Source organism: Alkalimarinus coralli (assembly GCF_023650515.1).
In the GTDB taxonomy this organism is placed as follows: domain Bacteria; phylum Pseudomonadota; class Gammaproteobacteria; order Pseudomonadales; family Oleiphilaceae; genus Alkalimarinus; species Alkalimarinus coralli.
Genome location: NZ_CP096016.1, coordinates 3,020,079 through 3,044,492, shown reverse-complemented (window position 1 = coordinate 3,044,492; position 24,414 = coordinate 3,020,079). Strand labels below are relative to the sequence as shown.

The 24,414-nt window shown below is 46.0% G+C and carries 22 protein-coding genes; 7 read left to right on the top strand and 15 right to left on the bottom strand.

Going from position 1 to position 24,414, the window contains the following annotated elements:
- Positions 1 to 17: 17 nt before the first annotated feature.
- Complete coding sequence (locus tag MY523_RS13675; RefSeq protein WP_250655251.1) at positions 18 to 497, top strand: CDP-archaeol synthase; 480 nt, start codon at positions 18 to 20, stop codon at positions 495 to 497.
- A gap of 93 nt (positions 498 to 590) precedes the next feature.
- Here the strand turns inward: MY523_RS13675 and MY523_RS13670 are convergent, their stop codons facing one another.
- Complete coding sequence (locus tag MY523_RS13670; RefSeq protein ID WP_250655250.1) at positions 591 to 1,535, bottom strand: metallophosphoesterase; 945 nt, start codon at positions 1,533 to 1,535, stop codon at positions 591 to 593.
- 249 nt (positions 1,536 to 1,784) lie between these two features.
- Here MY523_RS13670 and MY523_RS13665 point away from each other — a divergent pair, with 249 nt between their 5' ends.
- Positions 1,785 to 2,591 carry a hypothetical protein gene (locus tag MY523_RS13665; protein WP_250655249.1) on the top strand — a complete coding sequence of 269 codons (807 nt, stop codon included), beginning with the start codon at positions 1,785 to 1,787 and terminating at the stop codon, positions 2,589 to 2,591.
- Positions 2,592 to 2,673: 82 nt separating this feature from the next.
- Here the strand turns inward: MY523_RS13665 and MY523_RS13660 are convergent, their stop codons facing one another.
- Positions 2,674 to 2,964 carry a YebG family protein gene (locus tag MY523_RS13660; RefSeq protein WP_250655248.1) on the bottom strand — a complete coding sequence of 97 codons (291 nt, stop codon included), beginning with the start codon at positions 2,962 to 2,964 and terminating at the stop codon, positions 2,674 to 2,676.
- Positions 2,965 to 3,199: 235 nt separating this feature from the next.
- Between MY523_RS13660 and MY523_RS13655 the strand changes: the two genes are divergently transcribed.
- Positions 3,200 to 4,006 carry a flagellin N-terminal helical domain-containing protein gene (locus MY523_RS13655; RefSeq protein WP_250655247.1) on the top strand — a complete coding sequence of 269 codons (807 nt, stop codon included), beginning with the start codon at positions 3,200 to 3,202 and terminating at the stop codon, positions 4,004 to 4,006.
- Positions 4,007 to 4,603: 597 nt separating this feature from the next.
- On the opposite strand, the gene MY523_RS13650 is transcribed toward MY523_RS13655, so the two are convergent.
- Positions 4,604 to 5,833 (bottom strand): saccharopine dehydrogenase family protein, encoded by a 1,230-nt coding sequence (locus tag MY523_RS13650; RefSeq protein WP_250655246.1) that lies wholly within the window; start codon positions 5,831 to 5,833, stop codon positions 4,604 to 4,606.
- A gap of 79 nt (positions 5,834 to 5,912) precedes the next feature.
- On the bottom strand, positions 5,913 to 7,754 hold the full coding sequence (locus MY523_RS13645; RefSeq protein ID WP_250655245.1) for a sensor domain-containing diguanylate cyclase: 1,842 nt from the start codon (positions 7,752 to 7,754) through the stop codon (positions 5,913 to 5,915).
- A 437-nt stretch (positions 7,755 to 8,191) separates the two neighbouring features.
- Between MY523_RS13645 and MY523_RS13640 the strand changes: the two genes are divergently transcribed.
- Positions 8,192 to 9,379: an FAD-dependent oxidoreductase gene (locus MY523_RS13640; protein ID WP_250655244.1), complete on the top strand. Its 1,188-nt coding sequence runs from the start codon at positions 8,192 to 8,194 to the stop codon at positions 9,377 to 9,379.
- Between the two features lie 92 nt (positions 9,380 to 9,471).
- Here MY523_RS13640 and MY523_RS13635 read toward each other — a convergent pair whose 3' ends face one another.
- The 4 genes from MY523_RS13635 to MY523_RS13620 form a co-directional block, all read right to left on the bottom strand.
- Positions 9,472 to 10,512 carry a hypothetical protein gene (locus tag MY523_RS13635; RefSeq protein ID WP_250655243.1) on the bottom strand — a complete coding sequence of 347 codons (1,041 nt, stop codon included), beginning with the start codon at positions 10,510 to 10,512 and terminating at the stop codon, positions 9,472 to 9,474.
- 23 nt (positions 10,513 to 10,535) lie between these two features.
- The gene (locus tag MY523_RS13630) at positions 10,536 to 10,877 is read right to left on the bottom strand and encodes a hypothetical protein (RefSeq protein WP_250655242.1); all 342 of its coding nucleotides are present in this window, start codon (positions 10,875 to 10,877) and stop codon (positions 10,536 to 10,538) included.
- Between the two features lie 91 nt (positions 10,878 to 10,968).
- Positions 10,969 to 12,066, bottom strand: a complete 1,098-nt coding sequence (locus MY523_RS13625; RefSeq protein ID WP_250658823.1) for a fatty acid desaturase family protein — start codon at positions 12,064 to 12,066, stop codon at positions 10,969 to 10,971.
- A gap of 49 nt (positions 12,067 to 12,115) precedes the next feature.
- Positions 12,116 to 13,237, bottom strand: a complete 1,122-nt coding sequence (locus MY523_RS13620; protein WP_250655241.1) for a ferredoxin reductase — start codon at positions 13,235 to 13,237, stop codon at positions 12,116 to 12,118.
- Positions 13,238 to 13,597: 360 nt separating this feature from the next.
- Between MY523_RS13620 and fabR the strand changes: the two genes are divergently transcribed.
- On the top strand, positions 13,598 to 14,218 hold the full coding sequence (gene fabR, locus MY523_RS13615; protein WP_250655240.1) for an HTH-type transcriptional repressor FabR: 621 nt from the start codon (positions 13,598 to 13,600) through the stop codon (positions 14,216 to 14,218).
- A 50-nt stretch (positions 14,219 to 14,268) separates the two neighbouring features.
- On the opposite strand, the gene MY523_RS13610 is transcribed toward fabR, so the two are convergent.
- From MY523_RS13610 to MY523_RS13585, 6 genes are read right to left on the bottom strand one after another with little or no spacing between them, the layout of a single operon-like run.
- A complete protein-coding gene (locus MY523_RS13610; RefSeq protein ID WP_250655239.1) occupies positions 14,269 to 15,396 on the bottom strand; it encodes an AI-2E family transporter in 1,128 nt (375 codons plus the stop codon).
- Positions 15,397 to 15,409: 13 nt separating this feature from the next.
- Entirely contained in the window at positions 15,410 to 16,075 is a 666-nt protein-coding gene (locus MY523_RS13605; RefSeq protein WP_250655238.1) for a potassium channel family protein, read from the bottom strand.
- A gap of 9 nt (positions 16,076 to 16,084) precedes the next feature.
- Positions 16,085 to 16,975, bottom strand: coding sequence for an efflux RND transporter periplasmic adaptor subunit (locus tag MY523_RS13600; protein WP_250655237.1), 891 nt, complete (start codon positions 16,973 to 16,975; stop codon positions 16,085 to 16,087).
- Positions 16,976 to 16,983: 8 nt separating this feature from the next.
- A complete protein-coding gene (locus MY523_RS13595; RefSeq protein WP_250655236.1) occupies positions 16,984 to 17,193 on the bottom strand; it encodes a DUF1656 domain-containing protein in 210 nt (69 codons plus the stop codon).
- Positions 17,193 to 18,854, bottom strand: coding sequence for a TolC family protein (locus tag MY523_RS13590; RefSeq protein ID WP_250655235.1), 1,662 nt, complete (start codon positions 18,852 to 18,854; stop codon positions 17,193 to 17,195). Before MY523_RS13590 ends, MY523_RS13595 begins: the two co-directional genes overlap by 1 nt.
- A gap of 8 nt (positions 18,855 to 18,862) precedes the next feature.
- Positions 18,863 to 21,094, bottom strand: a complete 2,232-nt coding sequence (locus tag MY523_RS13585) for an FUSC family protein (RefSeq protein ID WP_250655234.1) — start codon at positions 21,092 to 21,094, stop codon at positions 18,863 to 18,865.
- A 341-nt stretch (positions 21,095 to 21,435) separates the two neighbouring features.
- On the opposite strand from MY523_RS13585, the gene MY523_RS13580 reads away from it, so the two are divergent.
- Together MY523_RS13580 and MY523_RS13575 are read left to right on the top strand one after the other, a co-directional pair.
- A complete protein-coding gene (locus MY523_RS13580) occupies positions 21,436 to 21,777 on the top strand; it encodes a DUF2956 domain-containing protein (RefSeq protein WP_338021766.1) in 342 nt (113 codons plus the stop codon).
- A gap of 25 nt (positions 21,778 to 21,802) precedes the next feature.
- A complete protein-coding gene (locus MY523_RS13575) occupies positions 21,803 to 23,737 on the top strand; it encodes a RecQ family ATP-dependent DNA helicase (RefSeq protein ID WP_250655233.1) in 1,935 nt (644 codons plus the stop codon).
- A gap of 16 nt (positions 23,738 to 23,753) precedes the next feature.
- Here the strand turns inward: MY523_RS13575 and MY523_RS13570 are convergent, their stop codons facing one another.
- Complete coding sequence (locus tag MY523_RS13570) at positions 23,754 to 24,392, bottom strand: AF_1327 family membrane protein (RefSeq protein ID WP_250655232.1); 639 nt, start codon at positions 24,390 to 24,392, stop codon at positions 23,754 to 23,756.
- Positions 24,393 to 24,414: the final 22 nt, after the last annotated feature.

Below are 24,414 nucleotides of genomic sequence, written 5' to 3'. Positions count from 1 at the left end.
TCACTGAGGGCTGACTGGTGTTAGAGCTTAAGCTATTACTGATATTGATCTCGGCTAACGGGGCGCCTGTTCTCCTGTATTGCTACCACGGGGATAGGTTTTCCTGGCCTGTAGATCACCATTATGTGCTCGCAGACGGGAAGCGGTTGTTAGGCCCTAGCAAAACGTGGCGAGGTTTTTTATCAGGAGCACTCTGCGCGGCCGTCGTCTCTTTCTTGGTTGGACTGTCTTTTTGGTTTGGATTACTTTTTGGGTTTCTGTCACTCGTTGGAGACGCGTTGTCGAGCTTTATTAAGCGGCGGATGAACCGGCCCTCCAGCAGCAGAGCCGTGGGCATTGATCAAATCCCTGAAGCGGTTGTTCCGCTCATATTTGGCTTTTTTTATTTGGGGTACAGTGTTGAAACTGTCTTGGTTGTGACGCTTTCCTTTTTTCTGCTCAATATTCTGGTCTCACCTGTTCTGTATCAACTGGGTATACGCAAGCGTCCGCATTAGTCAGTACCGTTTGACAGGGTGTGCTGTCTGATATCGCTCCGCGAAGGCGTCTGGAACCTATCGCTGAGGGTTGTAACGGCAGAATTAAGCGATTTATGGTCGTCGCTTGCGTAACGTATGAAGCGTAATCTCTGGTGGGCAGTTAATTCGTACATTAACCACCGATGTGCCCGCACCCACAGAGGTATACCCCTGCATGTTCTGATAACGCCACCTTCCTTTACCGACAAAGCGTGGACAGTCGGAATCCAGGGTGAGTGGAATGCCCAAGGGAAGGCATATTTGGCCGCCATGAGTGTGTCCTGAAAGAGTCAGGTCAAAACCAGCGTCAGCGGCTTGTTTATAAATAGCAGGGGTGTGGGATAGGAGAATGCTGGGAATAGACTCAGAAAGACCCGTTGCTGCTTTCGCTATATCATCAGCCTGAAAGTAGTGGGCATCATCAATGCCGCTTAAAAAAAACGTCCCTTGCCCCTGTTTGATGGTGGTGTTTTCATTTAACAGCAGCTGGATACCCATCTCTTCCAAAGCTGGCACCATGAGAATGCTGTCATGGTTGCCCAATACAGCATAAATATCCTGCTTTAAGTGGTATCTGACTCTCTTCATCGCCCTGAGCGCGCCTTCAATATCGCCGTATGTGCGAGCGCGGTAGTCTCCGGTCATCACACAAATATCATATTCAACAGTGCGCACCTGGTTGATCAGTGAGAGCGTTGCTTCCTCATCCATGTCCACATGGAGGTCGCTCAGGTGCAAAATAGTGAAGCCTTCAAGGTCTCGATGAAGGTTAGAAAGCTGAACCGTGTTGCGCTTGACCTGAATGTCTCGGGCGTTTTGTTGTCCGCGTTTGTGCATAAGGCATAAACGGAGGGTATTGCGAATGACAGAGTGAACGGAGTACCAGTTTTCAATGTGGAAAAAGTTACGCCCTTGACCAAATACCTGAGCCGTATGCGCCTTTTCAATAGCGAGGCGCTTTCTGGCATGTTCAGCCCCCATTCGAACTTCTAACTGTTTTTGTATTTGGCCATTCATTATCAACGGTATCGCTTCCTGGCTTTGCAAGCTGTAATGAAGGATTGGTTCGTGGCTGCTGTGCACCACCACGCGGGTATCAATGAGTATAGTTTATGATCAGGAAAGTTTGTGGATTGCTCGTGGGGTAGTCGAAAGTTTTAATAACAAACGGTCACAAACTGTAGCGGTTTTATGATAGATGGCAAAATTTATTGCGTTAAACTGTCAATATATCATCTTGTTCCATAGAGGCTTTTTGCTGAACATATGTCTACATTAATTGTTGGTGGAATATTACTGCTTTTTTGCGTGGTGGCTCCTATCGCGTTGCATTTATATCGCCGATATCAGGATGCGCAAATGGAAAAAATGCGCAGAGTGGCGCAGTTGACCCATGCCTATCGACTGACCCAGCGTTTCTTGCACCAAATCCCCAGTCAATACCTGACTCGCGAATCAAAGCTATTGTTGCTGGAGCGGGCAATCTGCTTTTTAAACAAGTTGAAAAAAGATATACCGGGCAGCCAATTGGTGTCTTCCAAGATATTTCGTAATCAGTCAATGCTGGATGAGCTGCAAAAGAATTTTGTAAGGCCTGCGCCGGTTACCTTAAAAACAGCCGTTGACGCGCGCCAGGCCCAAATACACCTAAATGAGTTTAGCCGGTTCGTTGAAATCCAGGCGAGAGTCAATGCTATCGGGCAGGATGTTGCTAATGAGGTGATTGGTCATGTGAACTGGTTTTCCGTAAAGTGCTTAACTGACTTTTATCGGGAGCAAGGTTTGAATGCGTCCAAAGCAAAGGAGTACCGGCTTGCCATTCATCACTTCAACAATGAGTTAAACGAGTTCAATAAACACCTGGAATTTGAGACAGCCGAGCAGGGGGTGCAGGAGTGCCTTAAACTGATTGAAGAAAATGAGCAGTTCTTGGCATCTCAGGAGGCGGGCGACAATAACCCTGCTTCATCTGGCGAGAGCAAAGCAAGCGAGGAGAATGTACTGTTAATGAGGGAGTGGGACTCTCTTGATGACGATAACGAGCACTTTAAGAAAAAGCAGCTTTATGGGTAGTGGCGGTTAACATAAAAATGAGAGGATGAGCCTCTCATTTTGACTGCGTGCATTGTTTATCACTGCCTGTTCTTGCGCAGGTTTAACCCGTGTTTTTCAGTGAGTCGATTGCTTCGACGTTATCCTTGTCTATGTTCGCCAATACTTCAGGTTTTCCCTTTAAGGCTGTGAGCATTTCGTCTTTATAGTCTGCTATAAGCAAACCTATTTGCTCCGCTTTTTCTTCATCCAGGCCAACAATTCTCGCTTCCAGGAATAGTCGAAGGTTTTCGGCAAATTCAAGCTTTTTATCTAAAGCATCCGCTTCTTTTTTGTCGGTGAAAGTGCGTTTTTCTGGGTCTCGATCAGACATATATAACGTGGTTACCGCCATTGTTTGCTCCGGTACTGTATAAATAATCAGTTAATAGTATCTGGGGTTTAGGGTTTTATCAACTATTTAGTAAGGAATGTTCGCGCCGCGTGAACTGCATCGAATCGGGCGCAGGGCACCCTCCTACAAGGGGCTAGGTATGGTTAAGTATTGAACAACTATACTATAACTATAGCGATTTAGATGAGTGCTGTTTTTTGGCGCGATTCGTTAAATGGTACATTGGGAGGGAAATATGGCGATAACAATTAATGGCCCTGCGGGGGCGGCAGGTTCCCAGCAGACCAATAACACGAATACGCAGTTTAACCGCATCAGCTCCGGGCAACGCATTAACAGTGCTGCTGATGACGCTGCGGGCTTAGCCATTTCAAATAGAATGGCGACGCAGCTAAGCGGGTTGAATACGTCATTAAGAAATGCCAGTGATGGCATCTCTCTGGTTCAGGTTGAGTCCGGCGCGCTTGATACAATGACTGACAAGCTACAAAGAATCAGGGAACTCTCAATTCAAGCGGGGAATGGTGCACTCAATCGTAGTGACCGTGAAGCGCTGCAAAAAGAAGCAGATCAACTACTGCAAGAGACTCAGCAAACACTTGAAACAGCACGTTTTAATGGTGTGAGCTTGTTAAACAGTGATGGTTCTCAGTCGTTTCAGATAGGCCCAGGTGAAGCGGATAAGGTCTCCGTTGAGGGTGAAAACATACAGGCTAAGCTAACCGATAATGGCCTTTTTGCCATTGATCTTACGTCTGCGGAAGCGGCTTCAAATGCCTTGAGTACAATCGACTCATCTTTGGCGATCATCAGTGAACGAAACTCAGAGTTAGGTGCTATTGCCAACCGTTTTGAGTCGATTACTGATCGTATACAAGAAGAGAGCATTAATACAGCCGAGGCAAAAAGTAGAATTGCTGATGCGGATATTGCCAAAGAGGCGAGTGACCTTGTTTCAAACCAGATTAAAAATCAGGCTCAAATTGCTGTTCAGGCTCAGGCAAATGGTGATCGAGGTTTGGTGTTGCAGTTATTAAGTTAGCGGATAAAAACGCCGTCCTTGGCTAGCGGTACTCTTCCTTATAGACATCCTGGTCTGTATTTCCATGTGCCCGAAAGTTTTAATCAAGGGCAATATGTGCCCTTGATTAAATTGGTTTAGTTAGCAAAATACATTGAGTCGAAATACGCCTCCATCTCCTTCATGTAAACCGTTTCACTTGGGTGGGTTAGGGTGAATAGAAAATTTCCTTCTTTTGCTCGTTTCATAGCCATATCTCCGATGTTATAAAAATCTGATCGTTACTTAGAAATCAACTTTTTGGTTAGAAGCACTGAGTGGAGAGGCTTTGATTACGATTAGGTTTTTGAAAGCTCCCACGCCAATGTTCCTTACATACTAGGTAAAGCATTACTCATACCACTTTGTGGGTATTTTTTGAGATAGGTGAAAAAATACTATAAATTCATAAGGTTGTATAGAGAGGTGACGAGGCAGGTATTTAGGGGAAATACCCGTTAAGCCATGGAAGCGGTCAATGCTGCTTAATCGTGGTGCAAGCAATGCTCAAAATGCTCAATAAGTGAACAGGGAAAGTGGCGGCTTCGGGTAATATCGGAAAGAGGCCGCCACAGCTGTTTATTCGACTATAAATTTTAGCCCTGCGCTCTTCTCTAACCGATCAATAAAGCGCTGGTCAAATACTGTTGCGGTTGTCCAGAATCCGCCGCCTTTTTCCTCTTTGCTAACATCTAGCGCGAGGCTGAGACCTGCTTGGGCAAGCATTTTTGATGTTGATCCGTAGCCTGGGTCACGATCACCGACCACTTTGGTTTTGATTTTTTGCCCTTTGTCCGTTTTACCAACAAAGCGAATATCATAGAAACCTTTTTCCTGGTCTTCTGGGCTAGGGCCTTCTCCAGGTTTGGGTAACATATAATTCTCCATTAACCACCGGGTTGGTTTGATGGCCGCGCCTGCCAGAAATACGCCTAAGCCAAGTCCAAAACTGGTTGCTGTTAGACGCCCTTTGAGCCCTTTGCCCATTAGCATGGATTCGTCATATTTGAATGATGAGCCATATGCGTTGCCGCTCAACGCGTTACTTCGGTGCACGACCCGGGTGTTGATGCCAGCCATGATAAAGGGGCCAGCCCACTGGCCAGATTCGCTGTCTAGCTCTGGCGTGGTGACGTTTGCCTGCCGAACATTGAACGCGTGGTTATCAGGGCAGATAGAATATGGATTCGCTAGCTCCTTACGAAGCGCTTTACTCTTGGCGGCCTCTTTGGTGATGTTAATCATGCTGGCAATGGTTCCGCCTGATGCGGCCCCGCGAATGGCTTTGACTCTCATTCTTACAGAGGTGCATGGCGCACCAAATTGCTTAAGCGCCGCTTGTTGAAGGTGGTAAACCCCCATATCGGAAGGGATTGAGTCGAAACCACAGCAGTGCACAATTCGTGCGCCTGTTTCCTGTGCTTTTTTTTCGTATCGCGTGATCATGAGTTTAACCCACTGAACTTCACCGGTGAGATCACAATAATCGGTGCCGGTTTCTGCACACACCTTGACCAGCGGCTCTCCATATAACGCATAGGGGCCAACGGTGGATATGACTACTTTGGTCTGTTTGCAGAGAGCGGTTAAAGCCGTCTCATCGCTGGCATCTGCGGTTAGAAGTGGTAGTGCTTTAGCGGTACTCCCAAGGTTATTTTTGAGAGACTCTAGCTTTGATTGTGAGCGACCTGCCGCTGCCCACTTGATTTCACCATCTACTCCGTAATGGTCGGTCAAATACTGACACAATATCTGACCGACAAAGCTGGTGGCACCAAATACTATTAAATCAAACTGTTGGTTACTCATCGTTATCCTCTGATGAAACATGTTGTGCAAAAAAATGGTTGTTAGCCATTGATAAACGGCTGGGGCGTTGGTGTATGGTTTAGCTCACCCTAAAGATTGATTCTGTGTCGGGCGTTAGGTTACAGACCTTTACGGCATCTCTGCCTGATACTTTTACTTCGTACATCACTTTATCTGCGGCTGTTAGAAGCCTTTCCAATAGCTGTTCTGCGCTTTCTTCAAAAAATTCTGGATCATTCAGGCTGATTAGCCCAAAGCTTGCGGTAACCTTAACCATTGTATCATTGGCCTTTATCTCAATTTCATTGACGGCTTCACGAAGGCGGGTTGCCAACACAGAGGCATAGTTCGAGTCAGTGGCATGTAGCAGAATGACAAACTCCTCTCCGCCGTATCGGCAAATCAGTTCTCCTTCTCGGCAGCTGTCTTTGGTTGCTGATGCGATGGCTTTTAAAACCTTATCACCCACATGGTGGCCGTAGCGGTCGTTTATATCTTTAAAGTGATCAATGTCGAACAACAGCAGCGACAGAGGCCGATTAAAGCGGATGGCGTTTGATATCTCTATCATGGCCAACTCATTAAAGGAACGGCGGTTTAGCAGCGATGTTAAAAAGTCTTCACGGGCTAACTGTTCAAGCTGCTTTTTGCTGGACTGCAGCTCTTTGGTTCGTGCCTCCACTTCTGCCTCCAGATGTTCAGTCAGCGCGGTTAGTGCTATTTGCTGCTTCCAATCCTGAACCAGGTAGATGGTGAGAGAGGTTAGGGCAAATAGAATAAGCCCCCATTGGCCTGAACGGCCTATCCAGGTAATCAGGTCATGAGAGCTAAGCATATCAAGCACGAGGGAGATAAACAGCGTGATAATGCCAAAGGCCATTATCATGCCCGGCACGCCGAGCTGCTTAAAGGCTTTGAAACAGCCGATAACTAACGCCAGCACCAGTACAATGAAAAGTACGTCAAAGTAGGGGTAGGCGTTGACAAAATTAAACTCGGTAAAGGCAGACAGCGCTGCAACGCCGAATACAAACAGAGCGGTAATAACAAGTACGCCATGAGCCACTTTAGGTGCTTTCTCTTTCAGCCAGGCTAATACGATTATGGATAGAAAACCGGGGATTAAAAAATAGCAAAATGCCGCTATATAGCGCCAGCACAAGGGGTTAAACCAAACCACCTGGCTCAGTTCGTTTTCGGCAAACATCATAAGGGCCAAATTGAAGGAAAGCAGCCCAGTGCAGATGGCAACGCCACTGTCTTTCTTGATTGAACCCATGATCGTGCTGATAATACCGACCAGAAGCACGATCAGAATAAAAGACAGCCCGGTTATTCCCCTGCCATAGACTTCATCTAATAAACTGAATCGGTCACCGATTGCGACTTCGCCAGAAAGGCCTATATAGGGGTAGTCAGAATATATTCGCAGGTATAAGGAATGCTGCTGGTAATTGCTGGGCAGGCGTATGATATGCCACGGCCAGCCCTCAAACTGACTATGACCTTGGTCGTCAATTTCGCCAAAATGATAAATTTGTTGACTATTTTGAAAGGCTTGCAGTGTAAGGTCGACACTGTTGATGAATAGATAGGGGTCGCGCCAGCCTTTGTTGGGTAAGTCTATTTTGAGCCAGACAATCGTTTCGTTATTTCTGTTTGGAATGTTGCTGGGAGAGGGAGCTGGTTGCCATTTGACATCATCGTAACGCCATTGATCTGTTGCAGCGTCTCTAGGTAGGTCGCCCCAGTGATAAAACCAGTCTCCTGATATGACCTCTCTTTCGGGTGGCATGTTCTGATCGGATGCCATCGACGTAATCGGCAGCATGCTGCATAAAACCAATGCCAGGCAGGTAGAGGTTGTTAGTCTGCGGGCATGATACAGAAGGGATGATAGCAAGTAGTGCTTCTTTGGCATTGTGTTTCCATTACCTCATCGGGTATTACACGAGCTAGCCATTGTGGCGGGGCCGTTTGTGACAACTATTGTGACAATATAGAAATGGTCTCCTGATTATAGCTAAGATAATACCGCACGCGATCAAAATTATCGCTGTTTCGTACTCATTAAGCGGTGTTATCTTTATTGTTGATGTTCTCCACAGATTAACAGCCACTAGCTTTACATCGTGAATTATTGATTTACCATTCCTGCTATGTTTTCAGTGAATACTTTTTAGGTGATCTCGCCCGGCAAGGACAGCAACCCGTTATGATGACACGCCAATACGCTTTACCGGCCTTGTTTACTCTGCCATCCAGTGGGACATATTGCCGTATAACGTGGTATCTGTGTAGTGAGAGACATAATATGTCAATGCATGTTGTTACGCTATTTGCGGGCTTGGAGGCGTTTTGAATAAGCCGGAGAGCAATTATAGTGCTGTGATTGTGGGTGCCAGTATAGCGGGTTGCAGTACTGCGCTCAGACTAGCCAACCAAGGCGTGAGGGTAGCTATTGTTGAGAAACAGTCGAACGCCCGTTATTACAAGAAAATGTGCAGCCATATCGTTCATCCATCGGGTTTAACGCAACTGATAAAACTGGGCCTGTGGGATGGCCTTCAAGCATCTGGGGCTCAACCAACCTATATGGATGTTGAGAATCAGGGGGATCGATTATTTTATCCTTTATTCAAAAAGGCAGAGGCTGCAAATATTGAGCGCCGATATTTAGACCCCGCTCTTAAGAAGTTGGTCACCAACCACCCCAACATTACGACGTTCTTTGGCTATCGGGTTACAGAGCTATTGCGTAATAATAAACGTGTGGTAGGTCTTATAGCAGCAGGGCTTACTGCAGAAAGTTCAAACCAAAAAGTCACGTTTACCTGCCCTTTGGTGATCGCCGCAGATGGGAGAATGTCTCGAACTGCGAGGCTTGATAAGTGCCGCAACCATATCGTTGAAAATCATCGCGTCGCACTCTTTTCATATTTCACAACCCGCGACCTGATGGTGCCCAGCAAGATCTGGGTGAAAGCGAAGGGGGAGTCCTATATCGCCTGCTTTCCCAATAGCAACAAAGTACTGCTGAGTTGTTATATTTCCGCCAGCAAATTTAAAGAAATTCATGATGTTCAGTCATTTTACGACGGATATGTCAGGCACTTTGTTGAGAGTCAGGGCATTCAAGTGGGCGAGCAAGTTGATGATCTTCTGATTGCGAAAGACACATCCACGCTTTATCGTGCACCCAACTCGAAAGGTTTAGTGTTTGTAGGGGATGCATTTATCGCAGCAGATCCGTTGACGGGAATTGGTTGTAGCTGGGCGATGAGTTCTGCTGCACTGCTTAGTCGTTGCGTCGGTAAATCGCTTGCGGGGCATAGTGCTAAGGGCGCTCAGACACTAAAAGGGTGGCGCCTGCTCAGGCTGAATGTTGCTGTGGAGTCATATCATTTAATCCACAGAGTCAAATATCGCTTGCCTGCTTATGCGATGGCATGGCTCTCTCTTAAAGGCAAGGCTGTTTACGATAAACGCTGGTTTGGTTTTTTGGCTGGGATATTGGGGGAGCGCAGGAGCAGAGCAGAAAACTAGACTAAGTCTAGTTTTCTTTAGCCTTTGCCAAAAGCATCGCTTTATCGATCTGCAATGGCTTATGAGATGGTTCGCATGAGTTAAACCTGGCGCTAATGCCCCTTTATGCAGTCGAGCGCTTCGCTTGAAGTGTAAAATGATGCCAAGCGCCGCCTTAAAAGCTCTTCCAGTTGGCCACTCTCTCTCAACGCGTCAAGTATCTGAGGGGCAAACCGTTCTGCTTCTTCTGTGATACGCTGGGGAGTAATCATAAAGTCATCAAACAGTACGGACAGGTCGTTGTCTCCGTATTTATCATAGAAGTACGCTACTATAAGTTCATAACTCCTTTTAAAGTATGCTGATTTACGGAAACGCAACCAAAACTCATACCCCAATACCACGAACTCAGAGAGATCAAGACTGTCCATTCCCGCCTGCAATTCGCCTAATGATTTTGTTTCAACTAAATCCCATAAATCCATTGCTGACGTTTTAAGCTCTTCATCCGTCATATTATTTTCAAGGAACAGTTTGCTTTCAGTGATGATTAACCCAAGGTTGTTGCTGATGTAGCTTTTCACATTGTCTTCGACGGCCCCTTCAAGTTTAGGTACGGTTTTGCTGATAACGTTACTGCCAAACTTCAGCATTGAGGAGACACCGGGGACTTTCTTACTGAATATATTGTTGTCGTAGATGTAGCGGACGATGGCCTGGTAGAGCACCCCGGAAATCAGGTCAGTATAAACCGGCAAGTCAATGATGCGGTTTAATGCTTCTTGACGCTGCTCTTTAAGCTCAAGTGCTTTATCGACAAACTCTTCAACCTCATGGCTGGTCATGATTTCATTGAGCTGGGTGTTTTTGTGTTGCCCAGAGGTGAATAGTTTACTGGCGGCTTCGCCTGCAACCTCGGCAATACTGCCGGGGATTTCTCGCTCGACCACGTTTTTATGGATCGTGTCATTGATCGACTGTTGTGGCACCAGTTGGTTAAGCTTAGTTGAGCGTAGCCATTCGAAAACAGTTTCAGACTCTTCTGAAAGCCATGTTGAAAACGCAGCGTTATCAAACGCCTTCATTTCGTGTTGTATGTGCAGTTCTAATAGCTTGTTTGCTATATCTTCTGGAGAATGCGTGTTTTTAGCCATAAATGGGTCCAATTAACAGCTCTTTAAGGGGTCTTATTGTCTGTTTGCTTGTGATCTTTTTGGTTGTTCTGTGTCATCACCTCGGAGGCATGAGCACTGTCTTCCAGAGTGCCAAAATAGTCAGAAGCGAGTTGCCCCAAACTCTGGTTAACGCCTCTAATGGCATCATAGACCGCGCCTGCTGACAGGTCGTGCTTCTCTTTCAGACTACTGAGTCGTTGCTCATCAACGGCTCCCTGGCTAAGCAGTTTGTAGCTGGTGTCTGCAATCAGGCTATGGACGCTTTCGACAGACGTAACGGTGGTATCGATAGCGGTTTGTGCGAAGTCTTTGGCGAGTTCCAGACGTTGAAGTAAATTGGCCATAATTAGCTCCTTGGTTATTCTGTTGTTCTAAATCGCTATTGTTTTATCTAGCCACGATGTTGTCTAGTCACTATGTAGTCTAGCTACCATGTTATGCGCCGACTGCTGGAGAGCGCGGCGCTGTTTTTTTGGGTGGTAGCGAGTAGCGAGCGATTCTTGCCAATACGGTTTTAAATTGGCTCCCAAACGAGCCTGTATTGTAGGGTATATCATATTTCTCGCAGAGTTGTTGTACTTTGGTCGCCATTTCCGGATATCGGTGGGCAGGAATGTCTGGAAACATATGGTGTTCAATCTGATAACTTAGATGGCCGCTCATGATATGGAGCCACTTGCTACCGGTGAAATTGCTGGAACCCAACAGCTGGCGGTAGTACCACATGCCACGGGACTCGTTTTCGCACTCCTCCTCTTTAAAGGTTTGTGCATCTTCAGTGAAATGGCCGCAAAATATGATGGTTGATGTCCACAAGTTTCTATTCAGGTTTGCCAGCATGTTGCCTAAAAATACTTTAGGGGCCATGGGGCCAGCCAATAAGGGGAATACAATATAGTCTTTAGATACTTGCTTTGCGGCCTTTTTGGCGAACCGTTTTATAAACGGAAGCTTGTCTTTCCAGGTTACCTCACCGCTTCTTAGCTTTTCTGTCTCCAGTTCATGCAGACCGACTCCCCACTGAAAGAAAACACTTAGCACACCGTAGTTGATGAACTGGAAAAGGTGCCTGGGCTTCCAGGGTTCATCGTCTGTTAAACGAAGCACCGCATAGCCATAGTCGCGATCTTTACCCAATATATTGGTGTAGGTATGGTGTTCAAAGTTATGGGTTTTACGCCAGGATTCTGCGTCGCAAACGGTGTCCCATTCATAGGTTTGTGAGTTAAGTGCCGGGTCGTTCATCCAGTCATACTGACCATGCATGACGTTATGGCCTATTTCCATATTCTCAAGAATTTTTGCAGTTGATAACAGCCCGACGCCAACCGCCCATGATAACGGGTTGAGGCTGAAGTGAATTAATGCGCGACCAGCCACTTCGCTATAACGCTGTTTTTTTATAATGTTGCGTATATGGTCCGCATCTCGTTGCCCAAGATCGTTGATGACCTCTTGGCGTAGTTGATCGAGTTCGTGTCCAAAAGCATCAAGCTCTTGGTGGGTTAGTGTATCGAGTATGTTTGTTTTCATGTCCATTATGAATGTCCTATCGTTCTATGCAGTTTGTTTCAAAAGGTGTTCACAAACTGTCTATTGATATATCGCCTACAGGGATTGATATGCAGGCTTGTATTTGGGTTTGGTCATCGGGAGTTAATTCGCCAGTTAATGTATTTAATACCTGGCCTGATGATTTGCTGCATTTGCACTCATGACAAATGCCACTACGGCAGCCGTATTTAGGGTTTAAACCTGCTGATTCTGCGAGTTCCAGCAGTGTTTTATCGCCTTGTGACTGAATGCTTTTTCCCGAGTTCAAGAAACTGACCTGGCCCTTGGTTCCAGATTGACGGGTTACCGGAGATGACGCACCAAAGCTTTCTAAGTGAATGCGTCCATCGGCAACGCCTAGCTCTTTGGCGTGGCTCGTTACAGACTCCATAAACGGCTGCGGGCCGCAAAGATAGATTGTTCGTTCAGCCAGGTCGGGGCAGTCATGTTGAAGTTGTTGCGATGTGATGTAGCCTTCTGACTCAGTAAAGTGGGGGATAAACGAAACGTTTGGCAGACTGCCAGTCAGTGCTTTTAGTTGAGCCTCAAAAATTAGCGACTGCGGGCTATTTACGTAATAGATTAATGCTGCATCTTGCGCGGGTGATGTTTCTTTGACATTGAGTAGCATTGACATCACTGGAGTAATACCGCTGCCAGCCGCAATAAATAGAGGTTTATCTGATTGCTTTTTGTTTTCTCTTTTGACTAATGTGAAGCTTCCACTAGCGGGACTGATAGCTAACGTATCGCCAATGTTGAGGTGGTTATGAAGGTGAGTGGAGACACGTCCCCCCGGTATTTTTTTCACCGTAATACTAATAAGTTGGTGCTGCTTAAACGCGTCGGGTGACGATGAAATTGAGTAGTTTCGGCGTAGCGTCACGCCATTTATCTCTGTCGCAATATTGATATATTGCCCGGCTTGAAAGCCTTGCCAGCGACTGGAAGGTCGCAGCACAAATGTTTTGGTATCGTCAGTTTCGTCAATAATCCGGGTTACCTCTGCCATGTATCGCTGTAAGCTGAGCATTGGGTCAACTTCAGATAGCAGAAAATCAAGGTATGTTTGCAGTGCTCCGTTTTGCTGCCAAAACCGGGTTGCCAGTGCTGTGATGTATTGAGTCGCATTAGCGAGTGGATTTTGCATGATGTTGTCCTTGTATAGATTGTCCTGATAATTCTATGTTGGTGTACGACTGTTCACTAATGTAAGTTAGAAAAAGGCTTCAGTCAACACTTGTACACTAATAAATAAGCTGGTTGGCAGGATAAAATACGCGACCTATCATGTTTTATGCGGCTATTTTTAACCGGTTTAGTGGTAAAACATGCTTTAAAACATAGGGTAATGTCGATACTATATGACAATATTATGATTGATTACATTTTTGTGTACGAGTGAACACTGTTTTTTATAAGGTCTTAAGGATTGTTATAAGGTCTTAAGGGTTGCTATAAGTAGTGAAGGTTTTTTTAGAGTTGTAAGCACAGGTTGCCGGAATTATAAATGCTAAGTAGAGAAGACAAGAAACGCCAAACTAGACAGTCGCTGATGGATGCCGCTTTGATGTTGGTTGGTCAGGGTGATAATTTCTCCAGTATCAGCCTTCGGGAAGTGGCTAAAAATGCCGGGGTGGTACCGACTTCTTTCTATCGGCATTTTACCGACATGGAAGAGTTAGGGCTCAACCTGGTTGACGAGTTGGGAATGCTACTCCGAAAGCTCATGCGGGCCACCCGGCAAAATGGTGAAAGCTTTGACGGGTTGGTTCGTAGTTCAATTAGCGTATACGTCGACTTTGTTACCCAGCATCCTAATCATTTTCATTTTATGGCTCAGAGTCGCACAGGCGGAACTCAGGCGTTACGCAACGCGATTCGAAACGAGTTGAAGTTTTTTGCCAACGAGCTGGTATCAGACATACATCAATCATCAATGCTATCTCATGTAGATAGTCATGATTTAGAAATAGTTGCACAGCTTATTGTCGCGACGGTGGCTGAAACCACCATTGATATTTTAGACCTGGCTGAGTCAACACCCGATTACCGGCGGGCACTGGTAGAGAAAACAGAGAAGAAACTGAAGTTAATATGGTTAGGGGCAGGAGTGTGGCGTTCGTCCTGATAACCGGCTAATAAAGCCAGTTATCAGGGCTTTACTTTCATGCCTATTTGTTAAAGTGCTTGTTTTTTAGCATCAGGTGCCACGTCAGGTTTCGGCAAACTCTCATCACTTTCCCCTGCATTTAACCAGGCCAAGAACAGTTCATACCAGATCGCCAGCACTACAGCACCTAGGAACAACCCAATAATACCTGCTGCAAGCATTCCCCCAATCGCACCAAACAAGATCACCGGCATGGGGATATTAACCCCTCGGCCCATTAGCAAAGGTTTAAGAACATTGTCAGAGAGCCCAGCGAGAAACACCCAAATACTGAAAATAGTGGCAGGTGTGGTGTCCTGAGTAGAAAACACATAACCGATAAGGGGTAATACAACAATAAGAGCGGGTAGTTGTGCAATCCCTAGTATCAAAATGCCAATCGTTATCAGGCCCGCAGCGGGGATGTTAAAGGTAAACAACGCTGCACCAATAAGAATCGATTGAATAAGAGCAACCCCTACAACGCCTAGCAGTACACTGCGGATAGTTGCAGCGGTTAGTGTTGTCCACTTTGCTCCACTTTCCCCTGCCACTCGCACGATAACGCTCCTGAGCGCAGCCGTCGATGCTTCTGCATGAGCCATAAAACCTGCCGCAATCGCGAGGGATACAATAAACATTAGCAGAGCGGATAGGCTGCTGCCGACAATCGACGCCATTTTGCTGGCTGCGATTTTTATTTCCGGTAGAAAGTGAGCGACCGCTTTTTCCAGATTAGAAGAAAACAGTGACCAGACGTCGAAAAGCTTATCGCCAATGACGGGGATATCGGCAACACGTTGAGTTGGGCCGGGGATTTTAACTTCGCCGCTTTTAAATACCTCGGTCATGTGAGTCACTACTTCAACAAGTGACCCTGATACGACGACAAAGGGGGTTATTAATAGTGTAATGCATAATAGCACCAGTATGGTGGCGGTAAGGCCTCGCTTGCCGTTTAGTGAGGTTTCCAGTTTTTGTGTGATTGGCATTAGCGCGACGGCTAAAATGGCCCCCCACAATACGGGAATGATAAACGGCTTAATAATATCGTAGGTCCATACGATCAGAATAAACAGTAGCCCAATTCTAATGGCTGACTCCACCATATTGTTGATAAAGCGCTTGGTCTGATTTACCTCTGTTTGCTTTTCCATATTGGTTTCCAGGCTATTTCTTGTGATTGTTTTGGCTTGAACTGACTAGACTTGCGACCACAATGGCCATATAAAACACCCCCGTTATGGCTTCCATATAGACAATGACTTGGGAAAACGGCGATGCGGGACTTATATCGCCATACCCCAAGGTTGTCAGCGTAACAAAGCTGAAGTAGGCCATCCGGGAGAAGTTCTCCCCCCATGGTTTAGAGGTCATACCGTTAAATGGCTCCGGCACCAGCTCCAGAATGATCAAGTAACCTATTGTCCACATCAGCCCCAGTAGTAAGAACAAGGCGACAGAGCCGATGATTTTATTGCTATCGACGCGATTACCGGTGAATAAAATTTGCCTGGTGATGGACTTAAACGTGCTAAAGAAAAATGCGAACATTAGCGCTAGCATCACCGCATCAAGCTGTTTAACGTCTACCAGATTACGGATCAAAATCGCGGTTAGCCAGCAGCAGGCTAAGGTTATCAGCAATCGGTACCAACCTTTGTCAAAGCGCAAGCTCATTAGGCAAATGATAAATGTCAGTGCCGTAAAACCTTGTAATACAAACGCTAACAGACCTCCTGAAATGGTCTGCACCAATGACGAACTCATCAGCAATAAGATGAGTGCCGTCGTGAGGTAGAAGAAGTTATTTTCCTGGTTTATTTTCTGTTCCATAGGTGTTGTCTACTTTTTCTTATCTTCCTGCATGACCATAATAGACGCTGATAACCCGAACCGCAGGTTAATGCCCTCTGGCAATTGTTTTAGCGAAATACGGACTGGAATACGTTGGGCTAGACGAATCCACTGGAAAACAGGGTTCACATCGGGCAGCAGGTTATAACCGACTTTGCCATCTTTCGGCGCAATCCCCCAGCCGATAGACTCTACGTAGCCTTCTATAGGCTGTTCAGGGTGCGCCATCAACGTCACCATCGCGCTATTTCCGATTTGAATCTGCGGTAACTGATTCTCGCGGAAATAGCCAAATACCCAAAAACTACTGCTATCAATAAGTGCTAACAGTGGTTGGTTTGCCACGGCTTGTGTACCTAGTTGAATGTCTACGTTTGAGACATACCCGTCCACAGATGCATAGACGTTGGTAAACTTTAGATTTAGCTGCGCGGCCTTTAGCTGTTCTTCCGAGACTTTGATGGCAAGCAATGATTCTTCATAGGCAGTTTGGCGGCGACTGAGATCTTTGTGAGATACAGCCCCTTTGTCTTTGGCGCGAATATCTTTCAGTCTGTCGTACTCTATCTTTTTGCCACGAGAGTTTACTCTAGCTCGTTTAAGCGAGGCTTCAGCCTGAGCTAATGCGACTTCATAAGTACTTGGATCTATTTGGAACAGCAAATCTCCCTGGCGAACAAATTGATTATCCTTTATGGCCAGCTGCGTGATAGGGCCAGAAATACGGGGCGCAACCTTGATAATATTAGCCCGAACCTGACCATCTCGCGTCCAGGGGTTATTAAAGTAATCCTCATATTTTTGGTACGCAAAATAGAGCGCACCACCAATAATGATGATATTCAACGAGATGACTAATAGCTTCTTTAGCGTGTTCAATGTCGCACCTAAAACGGTAAGAAAAAATGATCAATGCCTACCATGTAAAGCAGCATGATCGCGATAAAGGTTGTGGATGGAAACGCAATCAATCGAGATACGCGGGTCTTATTCAAAATAGCAATGGTTATCCAGGTTGCGATAAGCGAAAGTACGATGACCAATAAAAATGGAGAGTAATACACATCGCCAATCGCCAGCTCGTGCGGCACCTGCATTATTGTACCTCCTTGTTATCGATCCCTGGCCCGATATTAGGTTGTTCTTCGCGCTGATTGACGAGCGATGGAAGTGTTTGTGGCGCTTCTAGCTGATCACCCCAGTCTGTTCTCGCCTTCATTGTTTCGATGACCGAGTTACTTACGAATGCTTTACCGCTATTGGCTTCCCAGCCTCCACCCAGCGACTTATACAGCGCAATAACCTGATTTGCAATATTGCCTTTGGTTTGGGCGTGACTATCTTCGCTGCGCGTCATTTTTTCCACTGAACTGAGTAGGCGCTCAAAGTTGATTTGGCCATTTTCATACTGTGTCATGGAAATATTAAATGCGCGCACGGCGGCGTTGACAGCCTTTAGCCTGAGTGCTTCTTGTGTCTGGTAGAGTTGATAAGATGATAGTGAATTACTTACTTCCTGGATCGCAAGCAGTACTTTTTTATTGTAATTGGTGAGGGCTTCCTGGAAGCGAGCGTCTTCTAAGCGGATGTTATTTTTTACGCGACCATATTGAAATATATTCCACGAAAATGAAGGCCCAACAGCCACTGTTAGAGAATCACTTAGGCTAAAGCTGGTGCTTGACTCTTCGGTACTATTCACACCAATTGAGCCAAATAGTGAAAAACTAGGGTAAAGCGCTGATTCAGCGATGCCTATCTGCGCACTCTGTGCGCGAGCTTGCTGCTCAGCCACTTGCAGATCCGGTCGCCTTAAAACCAGTGAGGCATCTATTTCGGGGTCAATTGTCGGAGGGGTCGGAACCAGCGAATAATTCTGGTTATTCGCGGATGCACGTTTAGCTGCGTTGCTATCGTACTGAGTTAAGTATGTTTTTATTCGATCATTAATATCGTTTGACGCTAGAGTGGCATCGATTTTCTCTGGCAATGTTCCTAGCAAAACCGCTAGGGCGTTGCGGGATTGCATCATACCAATTTGCAATGCGGGCAGGGCTGCTTGAGTACCATAGAGCTGGCTTTTGGCTTGTTGCACATCCAGCTCGGTGACATTGCCCGAGTCATACTGAACCTGAGTAATTTCTACGACCCTTTGCTGTATTTGAATATTCCGTTGCGACAGCAATACCCGCTCCTGAAAGGTCCGGTAGTTAACGTAGTTTCTGGCAACTTCGGCGCTTATACTAACCGCAATGTTATTGTACGAGGCAATTGATGCGTATAATGCAGCGTTTGCTGACTCCAAGCCTCGGGCATACTTTCCCCATACATCCATTTCCCAGCCTGCATCAAATGACAGCGCTGCATTCGTGTATGACTTATCATCAGTGTAAATTTTTGCCAGTTGGCCAGACACTACCTGAACTTGCGGGTAGCTCAATGCATCCGAAATACTGTACACCATTCTTGCCTGTAGAATGCGCAAACCTGCGGCCTCAACATCCAGGTTTTGTTGGCTTGCAGCCTCGACCAAGCGATTGAGTGTTGGATCGTTAAACTGCTTCCACCATTGACGTGTATTTAACTCTGCTTTTTTAGTGTCGTTTTTGTTCCAACTGGTGGGTAGCTGAATGGTGTCGGTGGGTTCAAAATTTGGGCCGACAACACTGCAGGCGGCAAGACTATATAGCGCGAGTATTGATAGGCATGATTTAACGTACCTTTTACATCCTGTTGTAAGGTTGAGACTATTCATCATTGATCACATTAAAATCTCTTTTGTTGCAAACTTGCCCAATTGACTTCTTCATAGCTAGTCTTGCATTGATTGATAGCCTCAAAGACATTTTTTTTCAGGTGTAACAGAATATAGAAACCTGATATTTCTGTGTGAGAGTAACGATCTAAATCGACGCTTTTAAAGAATTTTTCCAGTTTATTTTCTGTGTGTTGATTCTCATTGTAGTAGGCATTAAAAAGTTTGTTTAAAACCGCTGTGTCTTTTCCAGCGGCCAACCCTTCTGTTAGCGCTATGGCTGTCTGGTTTGAGTGCACCTTGTTATAGGCTGCTTCTGCCGTTTTTATCAGGCGATTGTGACGTAATTTTTCCCCTGCTATGTCAAGTGTATTGAGCTGGTTGCGGAGTAAATTACAGGCATCGGCAAAGGCATTTATTGACTCGGGTGACAAAGAATCAAAATACTGATGGTTAATTTTGCTGCCCCACAACCTGAGCTTATTAACGGTTTCACTCATCGTTTTGGCGTGCCAACGGTATCGCAGCTGGTTCAAACTGAAGACAGATGACACAGGGCTGGTAAACTGGCTAAAACACAATACCCCCGAGGCATGCCTAAAAAACCGTTCTTTCATTACATAAAAAAGGTGTTCTGGTTTAGATGAAAATGGCAGGTAATAAGAGACGACAATCATCAATACGATTAAGTAATACATCAGTATGATGGTTAGCATAATGCCGAAATGGTAGGTCATGGTATTCTCGATTCCGAGAATAAATAAGCCCAGTAAGAAGAATATGGTGACAGGGCCTTTAAACAGATAAAACGCAATGAAGGTATAGATGAAAATGAATATGCCCAGTTCGATGCCTAAGCTCAGTTGCGGAAGTATAAAAACATAAGATGGCACCGAGAACAGAAAACCAAAGGTAAACAGCACGAGCAGCATGGCCGGGTGGACAGGCAGAAAAGAAAGCAGCGAAATAAAAATAGTTGAGAAAATAACAAAACTATAGCCACCTGGAGGGTTAAAGTAGATCCAGAAAATGGCGGCAACCCAATAACCGACAAAGACCTTTATTGCTGTTTTGGCGTTTTCCGCGTCCCACCATAAAAACAGGCTCGATTTACGAGGCAATGGTTCTTTAAAGTGAGCTGTTTCCGTTACTGAGTCAATGCACCGAATGGTTAAAACAAGGTTTGATAGTTTTTCTTGCAGTGAATTTAAAAGGTAGTTGAACGTGATGACGCTGCCTTTTTGAAAATGAGAGCAACGATCTAAAGCTTCGTTGTTTAACTTAATCTCCTGAATAGGCGTGGGTGGTGTTTTGCTGTTTTCCGGCTGCCAGGCGTTTTGCGTTGACTCAAATAGTAACTCAATGTTTGAAACCGCACGGCTATAGTTGTGTATGAATAGCGCGCTATCAAGGTCTTCGCCCTCATGGCTTTCCGCAACTGATACCAGTAGTTGAGTGAGTTGTTTGTAGTAGCAAAGGGTTAAATTCCACTCATTTTTGTAGGCAGAAAGGTCACTGTATTCGCTACTCAGTAACGCATACCGCTTTTCCAGCGCGTCTTGAGCGGCATAGAGTTGCTGAATTAGTTGCGTGTCGTTCGTTTTATTATTGGCGGTGTTGGCCGTGATGCGTTTAAAGACCTTGAGTTGCAGTGTACTGAGTTCGTTAGCCAGCTGTTTAAGGTTCTGTTCTGTTTTTGATGGGAAAACAAACACTCCGACCAAGGTATAAACCATAACACCGAACGTTGTCATAAATGCTCGCTCGACACCGTAAAGAAATGCGCCATCCGCATCCCCACCATTAGACATCATCAAGACCATAACCCCTGTCAGCATAAAAAGGGTCGGGTCTTTGGTGTAGGCATTGCGAATATAAAAAATAATCGCAACGGTCAGCGATACTGCGAGCATGTAGAGCAGTCGATCCTGGGCGAACAACCCTACCAGTAAAAGGCCTATTACGGCACCAATCACCGTACCGATGACCCGAAACGTTCCTTTAGCTAATGACTCTCGTTGACTGCTGATGGATGCGATCAGCATGACAGTGGTGGCTGCGGTTGAAGCTTGCGGCCAACCCATCGCCATAGGAATTAGAAATGATAGTGTCAGGCTTAAGGCGACTTTAGAGGCAAACTTGAACTTTTCGCTCAGGCAAAACGGCCATAGCCAATTGTTAAAGGATAAAAACGAGCGAGCTGAAGCTGTTTTTTTGGTGCCATCCAAGGCTTTTTCTGACATTGTCATCTCTTGAGAGTCTTGCACGACTACTGCGCTTACAAATACAGCGTTAAAAAATGACTTAAAATTGTGCGCTCTCCGGGGTCGACCGGGACTTATAACCTATAAACTGCGCTTTTTCGTCATTTTTTGCCTTGTCTTTGCTTCGCTCATAACGTCGTGCAACAGCTCTCATCTTATTATTAAGCCATCTGTTAAGGCTCTATTGGGTCTATATGAACTAAAACTCAATCGATAACAGGCGTTAAGCAAGCTCTGATTCTACCTAGATTAAATGACAGGGCACAAGTAATCTCTGTTAGTATGTCGTGATATCGCGCTTACTTTGTGACTTCGGTGAAATGATGGCCAAATACTCAAAAAGACACCAAGCAATATCTGAGAAAACCCGGGAAGAGGCGATGCAGATTGCTCGTGCCACGCAAAAGCCGGGTCAAACTAAAGAACAGACGAAGTTAATCTCCCAAGGGATTCAAAAGGGAATTGAACACTACAAAAAACAGCAAAAAGCGAAATCGCGTGAGCTGAATAAGCAACAGAAAAAGGCTGCCCAGGCCAAACATCAGGAGAGCGACGTAGAAACCGTTGAAGTTACGCCAGTAAAGCCATCTCGGCTACCCTGGGTTTTGTTGCTGACTTCCTGGATACTTTTTATTGCTTATATCCTGTTTACCCAGCGCTAACTGTTTTAACAAGGTTTTAAAGAGTATGACTGAGAACCTGCAAAAGCTATTACAAACGCACTTTGGTTTTTCTTCGTTTCGCCCCGGACAGGCAGACGTTGTTCGGGCCATTGCTGAGGGGCGAAGTGCAGCCGCAATTTTTCCCACCGGCTCAGGCAAGTCTCTCTGTTATCAGTTTTCAGCATTGCACCTACCCCATCTGACGTTAGTTGTCTCGCCATTGCTGGCGTTGATGCAAGATCAACTGGATTTCCTGGCCCAAAAGGGCATTCCCGCCGCGAGTATTGACTCCACCCAAAGCAGGGAAGAGTCTGCTGAGGTCATGAACGGCATCCGTGAAGGACGCATCAAAATACTGATGATTTCGGTTGAGCGGTTGAATAATGAGCGCTTCCGCCAGTTTATGCGTCAGGTTCCCGTTTCACTGCTGGTAGTTGATGAAGCGCACTGTATTTCGGAGTGGGGGCATAATTTCAGGCCAGATTATCTCAAATTACCGCAATACCGACGCGAATTTAATATCAAGCAGACCCTCCTGCTGACGGCAACCGCGACGCAGCCAGTGATAGAAGACATGGGGCGTAAATTTGGTATTGAAACAAAAGACATTACGCTAACCGGGTTTTACCGCTCAAACCTCAACCTGCTGGCTCAAGGTGTTGCCAGCGAAGACAAGCTGGGCTGCCTAAGCCAGTGGCTTAAGGGGCGTGCAGGTCAATCAGGTATTGTTTATGTCACGCTACAACAAACTGCGGAGCAGGTCGCAGAACAACTGAGGCAGCTCAATATTCCGGCACAGGCCTATCATGCAGGTATGAATAGTGAGCTTCGGCAAGCGGTGCAACAGAAGTTTATGACCGGTGAATTGCCGGTGATTGTGGCGACGATTGCGTTTGGTATGGGGATCGACAAAAGCGATATCCGTTTTGTTGCTCACTATGATTTGCCTAAATCGATTGAGAATTACGCCCAGGAAATCGGCCGTGCCGGGCGAGATGGAGAACCGTCAGACTGCCTGGTGCTGGTGAATGGCGATAACCTGAATGTGCTGGAAAACTTTGTCTACGGCGATACCCCTGAGCTATCCGCTATTCACTATGTATTGAATGAAATCGCACAGTGTGTTTCCAGTGGGGCATATCAGTGGGAGGTCGTGCTTAATAGCCTGTCAACCCGGTCGAATATCCGCCCGCTTAGCCTCAAAACCCTACTGGTATACCTCGAAATATTTCAGATTATCAAGCCGGTATATAGTTATTTTGCGGAATATAAATATAAGCTTCTGCTACCACAAGAAGAGGTCGTTTCTCGTTTCAACGCTGAACGTCAGGCGTTTATCAATGCGATTATCGATTCTTCAGATAAAGCGAGAACCTGGGCGACCGTTAACTTTGAACAGCTCAACCAATGCTACCCCAGTGAGCGGAGTCGAGTGTTAAATGCCCTGGGGTATCTTGATGAGCAAGGTTTAATTGAGTTGCAGACCAAGCAGATGACACAACTTTATGAAATTACAAGCCCAGGCTTTGATCAAAATCGCCTTGCTACCTCACTGTTTGACCGCTTTAGTGCCAAAGAGCAGAGCGAGATAGAGCGAATCCATCGGCTGATTGCTTTTTTTACCAGCGAGGCATGTCTGAGCCGGCAACTGGCTGAATATTTCTCTGACCATCGGTTGCTGACTGACTGTGGACACTGCTCCGTTTGTGCCGGTCAACCGGCGAGCATACCGGCTGTTCCGCCGCTTCGGTCTCTGGAGCAGTATGACTACCCGCAGCTAACGCAAGACATTCGAGACAAGTTGGGCGATGAAGCGACGTCGGTTTTAATTAGCCGTTTTTTGTGTGGCCTGACTACCCCCATTTTTACCCGACTAAAAGCCCGTTCGCTCACAGGCTTTTCAACACTTGAACAGTATCGGTTTGCGGATGTTAAGGCCTGGGTCGAGTCATTCGACTAACTTCACCAGATGCACACTACAACCAACCGAGGCCCAAGCCGAATACTGCTATGCCTAGTGCATTTACCGTGTAGATGCCGCCCAAGGTCAATAGCTGCTGTTTTCGTGTAGGCATGTCATAAACCCAGTAGCACATCAGGTAGAATGTGAGATAGCCAAAGAGAAAAATGAATACCGGGAACTGAGCACTCCAGAAAGACCACTCCCAGGTCAATGCGCCGATAGCGTTCAAGACTATCTCAATAAGCACTGATGCGGCGGCAAAGCAACATGCGAGAAATAGCCGGTTATTAATTCCTAGGATTTTCATCGTTCGGTCTTGTGGCAATGCCAATGTGGCGGCAATGCCTGTGATGGCAAACATCATACAAATTTCAGCATTAAGCCCTATTAATATCAGGAATGCGGTATCGTTACCCGGTGCGCCCCACAGCGGGGCAAAACCAGAGGTATGGAACACAATGCCGTTAATAATTTCATTGAATATATCCACGCCGAAAAAAGCCAGGGCAGCCAATACGCGGTTCCAATGACCTTTCTCTATTTCCATAAAATAGACATACAGCACAACCAGAAACATAGGGATGACGTGCCATGAAAATTGACTGGCGTCTCTAAGAAGAGACTGGGCTTGCAGGGCGCTTTCTGTAATCATATAAAACTCGTTTTTCAATGGG